Annotated in this window: 9 protein-coding genes; 4 read left to right on the top strand and 5 right to left on the bottom strand. The window is 71.3% G+C overall.

The annotated features are described in order from the left end of the window. Positions 1-18: 18 nt before the first annotated feature. Complete coding sequence (locus WMF36_RS42330; RefSeq protein WP_437483366.1) at positions 19-489, bottom strand: response regulator; 471 nt, start codon at positions 487-489, stop codon at positions 19-21. Between the two features lie 722 nt (positions 490-1,211). Continuing rightward, a complete protein-coding gene (locus WMF36_RS42325; protein WP_437576531.1) occupies positions 1,212-3,527 on the bottom strand; it encodes an SdrD B-like domain-containing protein in 2,316 nt (771 codons plus the stop codon). Between the two features lie 816 nt (positions 3,528-4,343). Between WMF36_RS42325 and WMF36_RS42320 the strand changes: the two genes are divergently transcribed. Next, positions 4,344-5,732, top strand: a complete 1,389-nt coding sequence (locus WMF36_RS42320; RefSeq protein ID WP_437576530.1) for a hypothetical protein — start codon at positions 4,344-4,346, stop codon at positions 5,730-5,732. A gap of 209 nt (positions 5,733-5,941) precedes the next feature. After that, positions 5,942-7,855, top strand: a complete 1,914-nt coding sequence (locus WMF36_RS42315; RefSeq protein WP_437576529.1) for a zinc-ribbon domain-containing protein — start codon at positions 5,942-5,944, stop codon at positions 7,853-7,855. Positions 7,856-7,921: 66 nt separating this feature from the next. Here the strand turns inward: WMF36_RS42315 and WMF36_RS42310 are convergent, their stop codons facing one another. Beyond that, complete coding sequence (locus WMF36_RS42310; RefSeq protein ID WP_437576528.1) at positions 7,922-9,652, bottom strand: DUF3344 domain-containing protein; 1,731 nt, start codon at positions 9,650-9,652, stop codon at positions 7,922-7,924. Further along, positions 9,649-11,469, bottom strand: coding sequence for an OmpA family protein (locus tag WMF36_RS42305; RefSeq protein WP_437576527.1), 1,821 nt, complete (start codon positions 11,467-11,469; stop codon positions 9,649-9,651). The genes WMF36_RS42310 and WMF36_RS42305 overlap by 4 nt, the downstream gene beginning before the upstream one ends. A 647-nt stretch (positions 11,470-12,116) precedes the next feature. Between WMF36_RS42305 and WMF36_RS42300 the strand changes: the two genes are divergently transcribed. Together WMF36_RS42300 and WMF36_RS42295 are read left to right on the top strand one after the other, a co-directional pair. Continuing rightward, a complete protein-coding gene (locus tag WMF36_RS42300) occupies positions 12,117-12,713 on the top strand; it encodes an HD domain-containing protein (protein ID WP_437576526.1) in 597 nt (198 codons plus the stop codon). 423 nt (positions 12,714-13,136) lie between these two features. Continuing rightward, positions 13,137-13,523 carry an SPW repeat domain-containing protein gene (locus tag WMF36_RS42295; RefSeq protein WP_437576525.1) on the top strand — a complete coding sequence of 129 codons (387 nt, stop codon included), beginning with the start codon at positions 13,137-13,139 and terminating at the stop codon, positions 13,521-13,523. A 16-nt stretch (positions 13,524-13,539) separates the two neighbouring features. On the opposite strand, the gene WMF36_RS42290 is transcribed toward WMF36_RS42295, so the two are convergent. Continuing rightward, positions 13,540-14,745 carry an exo-beta-N-acetylmuramidase NamZ family protein gene (locus tag WMF36_RS42290; protein WP_437576524.1) on the bottom strand — a complete coding sequence of 402 codons (1,206 nt, stop codon included), beginning with the start codon at positions 14,743-14,745 and terminating at the stop codon, positions 13,540-13,542. Positions 14,746-14,788: the final 43 nt, after the last annotated feature.

Raw genomic sequence — 14,788 nt, 5'->3', positions numbered from 1 at the left:
GGGGCGCGCTCTTCGTTATCAGTAGCCGCCGTCGAAGCCGGGCGCGTCCTTCAGGTTGAACAGGACGCTGCGGAGATCATCCAGCTCGAACGGTTTCTCGAAGACCGCCGAGGCGCCCAGGCTTCGTGCGGCCGCGTGGAGGTGGGGGTCGCCGAACCCCGTGATCAGGATGACCGGCGGCCGGCGTCTCAGCTCGGCGAGGCCCTCCAGGATCTCCATCCCCGAGAAGCAGGGCATCTGGATATCGCTGACGATCACGTCGATCGGCTCCGGGGGCTCCTTCCCACCGAGCCAGGGCGCCACCTTGTCGAGCAGCTCGAGGCCATTGCGCGCCTCGGACACCTCGAACCCGTCGCGGCGGAGCGCCATCGCGAGCGTGGAGCGCATGTCGTCGTCGTCTTCGGCCAGGACGATATGCTGGCCTTTACCGAACAAACCGCAAGGCGGGACCAAGGGCTTATCGCCAATCCAGCTTTCGGTCAGGTTCATGGCAGCTTCTCCTTCTTCTGGCCCGCCCCTGGTGGACCTTCGGGCCGTCTACCGAGGTCCTCGGAGCTCAGCCCCGCATGAATTGCAGCGCCCGTGCCACGCTGTCCTGCTTTGCGGTGGAGCGGGCTCGACGATGTCATCGCGCTCGCGGGGCGCGCCGCTGTCCGCGGTGTAAGCCGTGCCAGCGGGAGCCACGTCCCGTGCGGTAGGGGCAATTTGCCGCGCAAGGGGCAGAACACGCCCATCGCCGCTGGGGCACTCCGGTCCCCTGCCTCGGCGGGGCCGGTGCGTCGTGGCGTGGTCGCGATTCACCATCGCGCGCAGGGTCGTTCCACTCGCAGCGGGAGCGCTGGTGCGTCGCGTGTCAGGGTCGGCGATCGACCTGCGCCCGGAGGCCGTGGGCCGGAGAGGTCGGCGACCTTGGAACCGCCGGAACGGTCGCGGGGTCGAGGGCGCCTGTAGAGCGACGTGGTGGCCGGATTTGAACATGAAGGCGGGAAGGCGAGAAGAAAAGATCAATGATCTTCCCGCCTTCCCGCCTTCATGGGATTCACTCCGGGGCAAAGGGCCACCCCCTGGAGCGATGAGGCTGCCTCTCGTTGACGGGCTCGTTCGGTGGGGAGTAGCGGGGAGGGAGCAGCGAGGGGGGATGGGCCAGCGCCGTCACGCTCGAGTCAGGTCGCTCGGGCGGGCGCTGGCCCAGGGACGCCGGCGCTTATCGGTCAGCGGCAGCCGCGGTCGTGGTCGCGGTCATCGCGGTCGTTGTCGCAGTCCAGGTCATCGCGGTGCGGCGCGCAGAGGCGGCCGTTGTTGTAATCGTCGAGCGTCTCGGCGAGGGGCTGGCCGCTCGCCCAGGGCGAGTTCCTGCCGCTCTCCTTCACGTTGCTCCCGAGCGGGTACTTCTTGAGCCACGCGTCGGCCTTCGCGATCGTCGCCTCGATGCAGCTCGACTGGTTGCCGATACCGACGTTGAGCTTGGCGACGATGAGGTGCTTCGCGATGATGTACGTGACGTCGCCCTTGGTCGGACGGCTGATGATGTCGAGGAGCTGGGACTTCGTGTACGTCTTGTTACCGATCGTCAGCTTCGAGACCTTCCACGCGCCCGGGTGGTTCTTCCAGTAGCCGGGGGTGCCGGTGCCGGGGGACGCGCACTGGCAGGTGCCGCAGTCGGCCGCGCAGCTCGAGCAGTTCTCGATGCCCGCCTTGCAGACTCCATCGCCGCAGACCGGCGCGCACGCGCCGCAGTCGGCCGCGCAGCTCCCGCAGGTCTCACCGACCTCGCAGACGCCGCTGCCGCAGACCGGCGGGCAGATGCCGCAGTCGCTCGGGCACTCGAGGCAGTTCTCGCCGGCCTCGCAGCTGTCGTTGCCGCAGACCGCGGGGCAAGCGCCGCAGTCGCCGGCGCAGTTCGCGCAGTCCTCGCCGTTCTCGCAGACGTTGTTGCCGCAGACCGCGGGGCAGGCGCCGCAGTCGTCCGAGCAGGTGCCGCAGTCCTCGCCGGCCTCGCACGTGTCGTTGCCGCACACGGGCGGGCAGGCGCCGCAGTCGTCCGAGCAGCTCCCGCAGCTCTCGCTCGCGTCGCAGGTGCCGTCGCCGCAGACGGGCGCGCAGACGTCGCAGTCGGTGCTGCAGCTCCCGCAGTCCTCGCCGATCTCGCAGGTGCCGTTGCCGCAGACGGGCGGGCAGATGCCGCAGTCGACGGCGCAGGTGGAGCAGCTCTCGTCGCCGCCGCAGACGCCGTTGCCGCAGGAGAGCTGGTAGCCGAAGTCCGCGTCGAGGAGGTCCTGGGCCCAGCCGAGCGCGACCGTGCCGACGTTGTCGAGCCCGCCGTCCGGGTCGGCCGTCTGCTCCTGTCCGGCGAGCGGACCGCTCGTCATGAAGTTGTCGGAGGTGATGACCACCGAGTAGGTGCCCGCCGAGAGCGTGTCGAAGAGGTAGAAGCCAGGCTGGCCGGTGTAGGGGCTGTTGCCGGTGAGGGTGAAGTCGAGCAGCTGGTCCCCCTGGAATAGCTCGACGCGGACGCCGTTGACGCCGAGCTCGCCCGTCTCCGGCTCGTAGAGCCCGTCGGCGTCGCTGTCGAGCCAGACCGTGTCGCCGATCGACGAGTACGTCACGTACCCGAAGTCGGCGTCGGTCACGTTCTCTCCCGCGTCGAGGGACACGGCGAGCGGCTCGTCGTCGGTGGTGAGGAAGTGCCCGAGCGGCAGCGTCGCGTCGTCGACGGCGACGACATAACAGCCCGCCTCGACGTCGCTGAAGCGGTAGACGCCTGTCGCGCCGGTCGCGGTCGTCTGGATGGAGGCGCCGTCGGCCGAGCCGTCGCAGTTCGTGTCGGCGAAGAGGTCGACGACGACGTCGGCGATGCCGGGCTCGGAGGCGTCCTCGATGCCGTCGGCGTTCGCGTCGAACCACACCTTGTCGCCGATCGTGCCCTTTGGCGCCGTGTAACAGACCTCGAGGAGCGGGCGGTACGAAGCGTCGGTGTGGGCGCTGCCTTTGTAAGACGTCTTTCCGGCGGAGCCCTCCTCGAGGAGGATCCCGTAGCTCGGCGAGACGCCGCTCACCCAGTCCTGCACGAGCCCGGTGAGGTCGACCGAGCTCCATCCTGTGACGTTGGGCACGAACGAGGTGAACGTGGCGGGGTCGATGCCGCCGAGGTTGTTCCAGGTGACGCCCCCCTCGGTCCAGGGGGCGAGCACCTGGTGGACGTACACGGTCTGGGCCGTGCTCGTGTAGGTCAGGGCGTAGAACTTGGCCGACGTGACGAGCGAGCCGGCGGGGATGGGGCTCAGATCGAAGCGGAAGAGGGCGCGCTTCTCGCCGACGGTGCTGGAGTAGCCGGTGTTCACTTCATGAGGGGACGGGACGTGATAGCTCGGGGCAAGGCTCCAGATCTCGGCGTTGTAGATGTCGCCCAGGACACCCCGCTTGATCACGGTGCACGTGGGGGACGGCGAAGAGGTGTTGGCGAGGCTGGTGGCGGCGATGAACAGGGTGGCGAGCGCGGCGGATGAGGCGATTGCGACTTGCTTCATTTGTAGCTCCTTGAGGTCCTCACAGGTGAACCCTTGCTGGAGCGTCATCCGGATGGCAGGTGCCATGACACACGGGTCAGGCGAGGTCGTTTCGCGGGCTCCTATCGGACTGCGCCCCGCGGGCTGATCAGGATCAGATCAGGTACGCGGGTGCTTTGGCTTCGATCGGAGAGCGGATGCGCAAAGGGACAGTGTTCAAGTTAGCAACTCACTACTGGAAGTGTCCAGATCTTTTTTCTGGGAGACACAAGAAAAACACCGAGATGCGCAGTGACAATTTTGGGACAATGCTGGGACGTGCGGTGACGCTTTTGGGCCGTTTGCGTTCCGTGAAGAGGAGCGCAGGGACGAGGGGGATCCGCAGCATGGGTTGATGGGCGCGCGATGGGTACGCGGCGGGTGCGGAGCGTGCGGCAGCGCGCGCTGGCGTCTCGCGCGTCTCGCGCGTCTCGCGCGTCTCGCACGCTCCGCACGCTCCGCAGCCCTCTCCAGCCCTCATGCCGGCCAGGGGCTGAACAGGATCGGATCAGACACGTGGGAGTGTCTGACGAGATTTGATGCAGAGCGCGCACGGGACCATTTTTCAAGATAACGAATCTATGTTTCGCCTGTCTAGACCCTTTTCGAAGCGCGCTACTTTTTCACGTGTTGCGGCCTGCGTCCGGGAGGGCGCTGCCGCGCTTCGCGCTGGGTCGCGTCCTCGCCCGCCCTCGCCCGCCCTCGCCCGCCCTGGACGAGGGGCGAGGACGAGCGAGCCGCCTCGGGCTGCGAGCCTGCCGGCTGCCGTCCGTGCGCGGGCGCTGCTAGGGTTCGGCTGTGGGACGCCCGCTGCTCGCCTCGCCGGCCCTGCTCCTCGCGTCGATCGCGTCGCTCGCGTCGCTCGCTGTTCCGGGCACGGGCGCGGCGCAGGGCCAGCCGACGCTGAGCGGGGCCTGGACCGCGAGCGCGCTCTCCGAACAGTGGTCGGTCGACGCGTGGGGGGAAGCGTGCGGGCCCAGGCCGCGCCCGCAGGGCGCCCCGGGCGGCGCCGTGCAGATCCAGCAGCACGGCTCGGAGCTCTCGATCTCGGGCGCCGGACGGTCGTGGAGCACCGCCGAGTGCTGGGAGCAGATGCCCGGGCTCGCGCGCAGCAAGCACTCGGCGTCCGGCAACGCGCGCTCCTGGCAGACGCGCTGCACGACGCCGCCGAACGACCCCCGCCGGGCGGTCGTCACCACGACGACGCAGGCGACCGACACAAGCATCCACATGGCGGAGACGGGGCAGTACCAGTTCATCATCCAGGACACGACCTGCAGCGCCTCCGTGACGAGGACGCGGTCCTACACGCTCGTCCGGCGCGAAGGCGAGGCGCCCCCCGCGGCGAGCGCTCCGCCCATCGCGAGCGCTCCGCCCATCGCGAGCGCTCCGCCCGCCGCGCCCGCCGCCTCCGAGAAGAAGCCCGCCGCCTCGCGCACCTGTGATGCACCCGGCGATCCGGCGCGCCTCGAGGTCACGCCGTCGCGCAAGCTCATGCGGCCGGGCGAGCGCTTCCAGTTCCGCGCGCTGGTCATGGATGCGGCAGGGTGCGCGCTCGCGACGAGGCCCGCGTGGTCGATCGCGTCCGGGCCGCTCGCGTCCGCCGCGACGGTCGACGCGACCGGCGCCCTCTCGCTCGGCGCCGACGCGGGCGAGGGGGCGCTCGGCCTCGTGGCGACCGTCGCCGGCAAGGGCGTGACCGTCGCGATCGAGGTGACGAGCCCCGACCGGTACGACGCGCTCCTCGCCACGAGCGGGCTCAACGAGGCCGGCGAGAGCGATCAGGCCGCCGTCGTGGTGATCGCGGCCGGCACCATCGGCGGGCGCACCACCTCGGGCGAGGACCTGGGGCGCCAGCGCAAGAACCTGTTCGTCGCCATCGTGGGCGGGGTCGCCGCCTGCCTCGGGTTTGCGGGGCTGATCCTGCTGCGCCGCGGGCGCCGGCGCGCCGGCGGCGAGCTCGAAGGCCCCGCCTCGACGGGCGGCGCCCTCGGCGGGGAGCGCGGCGGCGCCGGGGCCGAGGATGCGCCCGCGTCCACCGGTGCCGCGCTCGCGGCGCCGGCCGCGGGCGGCGCCGGGCCGGCGCCGCGGGTTCGCGGAAAGATCTGCCCTACCTGCGGCGAGCGCTATCCGGGCGAGGCGATGTTCTGCGGGAAAGACGGCACGCAGCTGCTCTTGCTCAACTGAGCGCGTCGCCCTTGCGCATCGCGCGGGCATCGGCGCGCGCTGCGTCATCCCGCTGCGCCGCGCCGGCGGCGATCACAAAAAAAGCCGGCTCCTTGATCGGTCTCGCGCGCTCCCGCTATCCTCCGTCAATCGACCGGGCCGCGTGATTGTGCGCGTGTGTGGTCGTTGAACCCATGCCCGCACGCCGGAACGGGAAGGGCGACAGTCGCATGAAGATTACGTGTGAGTCGTGCCAGGCCAAGTACACGATTGCCGACGAGAAAGTCGTCGGCAAGACGGTCAAGATCAAATGCAAGAAATGCAACCACGCGATGGTCGTCCACGGCGCGAATGAGGCGGCCTCGGCTCCGTCGCAGGACGCGACCGTGGGGCAGCAGGGCGACCTCTCGGAGGACGCCGACGCGAAGCTCGACGCCGGCGGCCCGTCCTCGTCGGCGGCGCCCGACGCGTGGACCGTCAACGTCGCCGAGGGCGACGAGCGGACCATGACGACCGCCCAGCTCGTGACCGAGTACGCCCGCGGAGCGCTCAGCAACGAGACCTACGTCTGGAAAGAGGGGATGACCGACTGGCTGCCGCTCGCCAGCGTCCCCGAGCTCAAGGAGCAATTTTCCACCCAGGCGGATGCGGCGTCGGCCACGGCGGTCGCTGCAGCGGCTCCAGCGGCCGCGACGCCTGCTCCTGCTGCTGCGGCGGAGCCGGTGCCTGCCGCGGTGCCCGCGCCTGCCGCGGTGCCTGCGGCCGCAGCGGTGCCTGCGGCCGCAGCGGTGCCTGCGGCCGCAGCGGTGCCTGCGCCTGCCGCGGTGCCCGTGCCGACGCCGGCAGCGGCGCCGATCCCCGTGGCTCCGGCGCCGGCCGGGCTCAGGTTCGGCCCCGAGGGGACCGTGGTGATGAAGGACTCGAAGCGCGCGCTGAACCAGCTCGGTATTGCACCGTCAGCGTCTGCAGCATCGGCGGCCCCCGCGCCGGCTCCGGCTCCGGCGCCGGACGGCGGGGCGGCGGCAGTGCCGGCCGCAGCCGTCGCGGCTGCTCCGGCGGCGCGTCGCCCGGGCCGCACGGCCGCGGTCGACATCTTCAGCGCCGCCGAGCGGGACGCCGAGTCGGCCGCGCCTTCCCCGCTGCCCGGCGCCGATCGCCAGGTGGGCGAGCGCAACGAGAATTCCGTCCTCTTCTCGCTCTCGGCGCTCACCGCGACCGAGAACGCGGTCAAGCAGCAGGACGATGACGCCCCGCTGGGCCGGCGTCCCTCGAGCCGCCCCGCGAAGAACAACGGGCGCAGCGGCTACGACGACCTGCTGAACCTCGGCGGCGGCGCGATCGCCTCCGCGCCGATGCTCGCGCCGCCCCCCCTGCTTGCGCCGGTGACGGATTCGCGGCCGCCGCCGTCGATGTCGGTCCCGGCCAAGGCGTCGGTGCCGCCCTCGTCGCTCCTGCCGCTCTCCCCGAGCGCGGCGCCGGAGCCCTCGGCGAAGAAGGGCCGCATGGGCCTGATCGCCGCCGCGGTCGCCGCGGTCGTGCTGATCGGCGGCGTCGCCTTCTTCTTCATGCAGTCGCCGAAGGAGGACGCGTCCACGACCACGCCGGAGCAGACGAACACGACCCCCGCCGAGGTGCCGAGCCCGGCGGCAACGCCGGCGCCGACACCGACCGAGACGGCGGCCGCCACGCCGCCCCCCGCCGAGACGGCGGCGCCGGCCGCCGAGGAGCCCGCGGCGGCGGCGCCGACGCCGGATCAGCCGTCGCCCGGCGCGGCCGAGAAGCCGGCGGAGAGGGAGAAGCCGGCGTCTGCGCCCGCCGCTGCGGCGGACAAGCCGGCTGCGCAGAAGCCCGCGGAGGCGGCGCCCTCCGGAGGCGGCGAGTTCAACCGCGGCGCCGCGAGCTCGGCGCTCGGCTCGGCAGCGGGTTCTGCCAAGAGCTGCAAGAAGGCCGGCGGGCCGACGGGCACCGGGAAGGTCAAGGTCACCTTCGCGCCGAGCGGCAATGTCACGTCGGCCGAGGTTCAGGGCGCGCCGTTCGCTGGAACGAGCGTCGGCGGCTGCGTGGCCAGGTTGTTCCGCGGCGCGCGCGTGCCCGCCTTCGGCGGCGGGCCGGTCGCGGTCAGCAAGTCGTTCACCATCAACTGAGCTCGGCCGGAACCCGAGCGCTCTCCGCTCGGCCCGGCTCCCGCTCGCGTCTCCAGCGTCGGACCGCTACGCCCGGCGCCGCCTGCAGAGGAGCCCCGCCAGCGCGAGCCCCGCGAGCCAGCCGGCGCTCCCATCCCGGCCTCGCGGGCTTGTCGCGCAGGCGCCGAGCATGCCGCTCCCGGCAGCATAGAAGTCCTCGGGCTCCACCGCGACCTCGGTCGGCGGCGCGCCGGCGGCGGCGCCGTTGCCGTCCGTCGGGTCGTCGCTGACCGGCGCACCGAGCGCGCCCGCCGCGGCGATCCGCGCCTGGTTCTCGATGACGTTCGGCGCGTCCGCGTCGACCGTGACCTCGAAGCGCACCGAGACGCTCCCGTCGACAGGGATGCTGCCGCCCTGCGCGCCGTCCGCCCCCTCGCCCAGCCGGAACGTGACGGTCCGCGTCTGCGGATCGTACTCGCCGAGGTCGTCTCCCGGACTGTCCGTCTGGGGACCGGCGTTCGGCCCGTCGACGATCGAGAGCGAGCCCGGGACGAACGTCACACCCGGAGGCAGCGCGTCGGTCAGCACCGCATCCACGGCGTCGTCATTGCCGGTGTTCGACGCCGTGATGACGTATTCGATGGCGTCGCCGCGGTAGGTCGGCAGCCCGCCGATGTCCCTCGCCACCTTGCTCGACTTGCTGAAGTCGGGCCCGAAGTTGGAGATCGACGTCACCCACCCCGCGAGGAAATAGAGCTCCTGGCTGCTCGTGGCGACGAGGGTCGCCCGGTTGTTCCCCGGCTTGAGCTTCGCGCTCACATCCACGATGTCGATGTCGACCCCCGACATGCTCTGAGGCGTGCCCGCGATCCTCGGGAGATCACCCTCCACCGACACCGGCTCTCCGAGGGCCGATCGGGTGCTGTTGAAGAAGTTGTCCGCGGGGTTCAGGGCGTCGCTCAGCGCCTCGGCCGCGTCGGGCTTCCCGGGGTTCTGGGGGTTGAAGAACACGCTGTCGCCCGAGTTCGTGTTGTCGCCCTCGAACGCGACGATGCCGAGCTTCGCGGTGAAGCCGGCGTCAGGCACCTTGAAGCCCGAGAGCTCGACCCGCTGCGAGTTGCCCTCGGAGACCCGGTCGAGCCCGTCGAACAGCGCGAGGTTGCGGATCGGTGATCTCGGCGCCTCGTAGAACACCACCATCCACCACGCCACGAAGACCACATCGTCGTCGCTGTTCCTGACGTCGACGACGTCCACGCCGCCCACCCGGTAGGCCCCCGCGCCGCTCTCCTTCACGATCGAGGTGATGTCGGCGACCGACTGGTAGTTGTGCGACTCGTTGGGCTTCCCCTCGTTGATCACCGTCTCGACCGAGTCGATCGAGGTGACCGTGCCGTCGAAGCCGCCCGCGTGGTGGAGCTCGACGTCGGGATCCGCGCCGGCGCTGTTGCGCGCGGCCCAGTACAGGAACGCGTGCGTCACCGTCGCTCCCTCGGGCAGCGTCAGCACCGCGGTCGTGCGCGCCATCTCCGGGGCGACATCGAGGTTCGCCTCCGCCCTGCCGTCAGCGGGCGAGTCGGACCGCCAGAAGAGATCAGGCCCCGATTCGACGATCGATGTGCCGCAGTCGCCGACCGTGCCCTCCTTGGGCCTCGGCGTCGAAGAGCGGCACTCCTGCCCGATCGAGCTCCCGATGAGGGCGAAGTCGCCCTGCTGATCGACCTGTATGCGCAGCTTGGGCTCGGCCGTCGCGCTGGCGGTCGTGAGGCCAATCAGCGTGAGAGACGCGAGCCCGGTGACGCCTAACTGCTTTCTCATCGATCCTCTCCGGTTTCAACCTGCGGCTTGTACGCGGCCTTCTTGATGATGTTGAACTGGACACGGCGGTTCCGCTGCCGCCCCGCCTCCGTCGCGTTGTCGTCGAGGGGCTGCTCCCGGCCGTAGCCCTGGGCGGTCAGCCGCGTCGAGTCGATGCCGCGGCGGACCAGCGCCGCCATGACGGAGTTGGCGCGGTTATGCGACAGGGCCTTGTTGTGCTCGTCGGTGCCCCGGTCGTCGGTGTGGCCCTGGATCTCGATGAGCACGATCTCCGGGTGCTCCTCGAGCACCTGCGCGACCTCGTCGAGCAGCGGATCGCTCACCGGCTTGATGGTGGCCTTGTTCGTGTCGAACTGCACCTGCTGGAGGATCACGACGTTCTTGTCCGTCACCCGCACCGCCTTCGGGCAGCCGTGCTTCTCGGGGTCCGGATCCGCGAAGCCCCTCTCCCTCGGGCAGGCGTCGTCGTCGTCGCGGAACAGGTCGCCGTCCGTGTCGCGCGGGCAGCCGTTCTTCGCCGGGTCCTTCGAGCGGAACCCCTTCACCTCGGGGCAGGCGTCCTCGCTGTCGGGCACGCCGTCCTCGTCCTGGTCCGGCGGGCAGCCGTTCTTGCGCGGATCGTCGCTGGGGACGCCGGGCACGAGCGGGCACGCGTCGTCGGCGTCGGCGATGCCGTCGTCGTCGCGGTCCGGCGGCGGCGGGCAGCCGTTCTTGCGCGGATCGTCGCTGGGGACGCCGGGCACGAGCGGGCAGGCGTCGTCGGCGTCGACGATGCCGTCGTTGTCGCGGTCCGGCGGCGGCGGGCAGCCGTGCTTGCGCGGGTCGTCGCTGCGCGCGCCCGGCACCTTCGGGCAGGCGTCCTCCGGATCGGGGACGCCGTCCCGGTCCGTGTCCGGCGGCTGCTCCGGCGTGAAGGCGGCCATGGCGACGAAGCGCAGGTCGGGCGTCCCGATCCCCGAGGTGAGCCCCGGCCCGACACCGATGCCGGCCTCCAGGAACGGGAGGAATCGATACCGCGCGTCGAGGAGGAGCTCCGCGTTGATCGAGCGATCGCTGATGTCCTCGAGCACCATCGCGGTGCTGAGCTCCGGCCCCACCTGGAGCCGGCCGTCGGCGGCGAGGAACCCGACGCCGCCGCCCAGGGTGAGCATCGTCCCCTGCGCCACGCCGCCGAACGACTGGGAGCGCCGGAGCTCGGTGCCCAGCGAGGTCGACCAGACAAGCCGCTCCAGGCGGCCGCCGGCGGCGATGTAAGGCATCGCGCGGACGCTCCCGTCGCTCACGAACGAGTCGTCCGCGCCGGTGGGCAGCCAGAGGTACGCGCCGACCGCGAGCTGGAGCGGGTCGTGGTACGTGCCATAGACCTGCACGCGCGCGCCGAGCCGCAGGTCGCCGAGCTCCGCGCCGCTCGGGGACGCGAACTCGCGGCCGCCGCCGTTCGGGCTCTCTCCCGACTGGAGCGCGGTGAGCGGCGCGTCGAGGTCGAAGCTCACCTTGTTCCAGAGCGGGAGCGACGCGTTGAGCCGGAACGTGAGCTGATCGCTGACGACCGCGCCGATCTCCGCGCCGTCGCGCTCGCGCCGCAGGACGAGCGGATTGCTCGCGTAATCGGCCAGCAGCATCACGTGGGGCGTCAGGTGGCCTGGCGCGAACGGCGACGGTACGCTGAACATGCGATCCCCGGCGGGCGCCGGGACGAAGCGGCTCAGGGCCATGCCCTCGGGCTTGACGGGCGCATCCTGCGCGCGGGCGAGCGCGGGCGCGGCGGCGAGGGCGGCCAGCGCGACCGCCAGCGAGCAGAAAGACCGAGATCTCATGAGGTGGCACCCTGCGTCGGCGGGTTTCGCATGACGAGTTAAGCCGCTGTCACGGACCAGTATACCGGCCGGAAACTGCGGAGTCTTGGGCAACGAGCGACGTGGTCTACATCTTCGTAGGACTTGCGCGCACCTCCCCGGACCCTCTGAACGAACGAGAGGTGGCCGCGCGGGGATGGGCAAGGAGGCGGCTCCGCTCGCAGGCACGACCCGATGCTACGTCATGCGGTCCGCCACCGGAAGCGCAGCGCGACGCCCGCCGCCAGGCGCGCGTCCCACGGCGGCAGGGCCGGCGCGACATCCGCAGAGCAGGTATGTCTCTCCGTTCACGAACGCCCCTGTCTACACAGCAAGACAAGACACGATGGCGGAGCGGCTCACGCGGGTCGAAGAGCGGATGTCGCGCGCCGCGGGGCCCGAGGCGCCGAACACAGATTCAATGTGGGGTGGAAATTTGCACCACGATCGCCTCGCTGCGGCGGCCTCGCCGCGGCGGCCTCGCTGCGGCGGAGCGCCCTCGGCGCCCGCGGGGCCGCTGGTCGACGGTGCATCCGGGCGCTGGACGCCCTCACCGCCGCGCTGTCGGGGCGGGCGGCGCGCGGTCCGGTCGGGACGGATCTCCGCCGGTGGTGGCGGCTCGCGTTCGAGTGCCTGCGCTCCGGACGCCGAACGGCTATGGTGAGCGGGACATCGCGATGGGCATCCTCCTCAAGCGCGCGCTCGACCAGGCGGCGGTCTGGCACCGAGCACAGAAGCGCAAGTATCCGAACGCCGACGTCCCCTACATCAGCCACCTCGCCGGCGTCGCGGTCCTGCTCGCGCGCCACGGCTTCGACGACGAGGTGGTCGCGGCCGGCGCGCTGCATGACGCCATGGAGGACCAGGGCGTCACGTTCGACGAGCTGGTCCAGCACTTCGGCGAGCGCGTCGCCACGCTCGTCCGCCACGTGACCGAGCAGGACAGGTCGCTTCCCTGGGAGGACCGGAAGCGGCTCTATCTCAAGGCGTTCCCCGGAAAGCCCTGGGAAGCACAGGCGATCACGCTGGCGGACAAGATAGACAACCTCCAGTCCATCATCGTCTGCTCGCGCGAGCACGGCGATCCGTGGCCGATGTTCAAGCGCGGCAGGGAGGTGCAGGTCGCCAGGTTCGAAGAGCTGCGCGCGATGGGTCGAGCGCTGGCGCCGCACCCTCTCGTCGACGAGTACGAGGCCGTGCTCGACGAGCTCCTGTCGACGAGCTGAGCGCCCGCGCCCCGGAGCGCGACGCGCGCAGGCCGCCGCGCAGGGCCCGCCGCTGGGGCGGGAGGTCGGTTCACGGCCAGGAGACCCTGAAGATCGAGACCCCGGAGACAGGGTGTGTCTCGAACGTGAACGAGGTGACGACGCCGACGTCGCCGCCCCCTGCCAGAGCGCATCGTAGACGGTGAGGAGATCCGCGCCAGCACCGTCAAGCTCCGCCGGGCCCTGTCCCGATTCGAGCGCGCGCGCCCCATGCGCTCGCTTCAGGTGAGCACGACAAGCACCCTTCTGCCCGTCCCGGACGAGCAATAACCGCCCTGCTCTCCGGGTCGCGCGGCGTCCCGACGCGGGCTGCGCGCGCGCTGACAGCCGCTCACCGGCACATGCGATGCACCGTCGTGCGGAGAGCTCTCCAAGGAGGGACCGATGAAGCTGCTGTCTCCGCGACTCCATGGGTACGCCGATTATGCGTTCGTCGTCCTGCTCGCGTTCGCGCCGCTCGCGCTCCGCTTCGGGCCGGTGCCGACGGCGGTCTCTTCTGTCGCCGCCCTGACGCACCTCGTCCTGACGCTGCTGTCCGACCAGCCGCTCGGCGCCGCCAGGAAGATCCGGTTTCCGGTGCACGGAGCGCTGGAGTCCTCCCTCGGCGTCGGTCTCGTCGCCTCGCCCTGGCTGTTCGGTTTCTCCGCCGAGGGCCCGGCGCGGATCTTCTCCGTGATCACCGGGCTCGCGCTGTTGCTCGTCGTCCTCGCGACGAGGTACACGGCCGGCATCCTCTCCCGGCCGGAGCCCTACGACCGCTACGATCGCTGAGCCGCGCGGGCGGCGCTCAGCCGGCGGCGGCCCGCGCCGCCTGCGCCTCGCGCATCACCTCGGACCAGGCCGGATCCGGGCGCGACACCTCCAGGGCGATCGCCAGCGGATCCTCGCCGGCCTCGATGGCGAGGCGCGCCGCGGCAGAGCCGGTGAGCAGATCGAAGGCCGGGATCGTGTCGACGTACTCGTAACGCTCGGTGCGGAAACGGAGCTGCTCGGGCTGCTGCCTGAAGGCAAACGCGGTGAGCGCGAGGTACGTGGCGACTGGACGGAAGGTGCGCGGGTCGGTGACGTGGACCTGGACGCCGCCGCAGGTCTTGCCAGCGTGCTTCTGGAAGGTGGGCCGGAAGGTGAGCGGCCGCGCGATGAACCCGAGCAGCCCGGTGGACGCGAGGCGCGCGGCGAGATCGCGGCCGTCGAGCCAGGGCGCGCCGACGATCTCGAAGGGGCGCGTCGTGCCGCGGCCCTCCGACAGGTTCGTCCCCTCGATCAGGCAGCCGCCCGGGTAGACGAGCGCGGTGTCGGTCGCCGGCATGTTGGGCGAGGGGAGGACGAACGGACGATCCCACTCGGCGGCGAGCCCCTCGCGGCGATGCTCCTCGACCGCCACGACCTGCAGGCCGCAGGCGACGTCGCCGAGCGGGATGCCCTCGCGCCGCGCGAAGAGCGCGACCAGCTCGCCCACCGTGAGCGAATGGCGGATCGGCACGGGCTCGAGGCCCACGAACGAGAGGAATCCAGGCGCCTGCGTCGCGCCCTCGACGCTCTCCAGCGCGCAGCCGATGGGGTTCGGCCGGTCGAGCAGCACGACGTGCACGCCCGCGGCGTGGGCCGCCCGCAGCGCGAGCAGCGCCGTCCAGACGAACGTGTAATAGCGCGCGCCGACGTCGGCGAGATCGATGAGGAGCAGGTCGATCTCCGCGAGATCCGCCGCGGAAGGCGAGAGATCCTCGAAGCGATCGCCGTAGAGGCTGACGATGCGCGCGCCGGAGCGCGCGTCGACGGCGCTCGTCACCGACGCCATGTCCTGCGCCTCGCCGCCATAGCCGTGCTCCGGGCCGAAGAAGAGGCGCGGGCGCACGCCGAGGCGCTCGAGGACGAACGCGATGTGGGTGAGATCGCGATCGACGCTCGCCGGGTGCGCAAGGACCCCCAGGCGAGCCGATCGGATGCGCTGGAGCTGCGAGAGATCCGGGAGACGGTCGAGTCCGATGTGCACGGTACCCTGACTACCAAGGCGAGCGCGGGTAGTCCATTTGTCC

The sequence above is a fragment of the Sorangium sp. So ce887 genome, assembly GCF_051521455.1.
GTDB lineage: Bacteria > Myxococcota_A > Polyangia > Polyangiales > Polyangiaceae > Sorangium.
The sequence above is the reverse complement of the archived record's forward strand: the minus strand, read 5'-3'. Positions and strand labels throughout refer to the sequence as shown.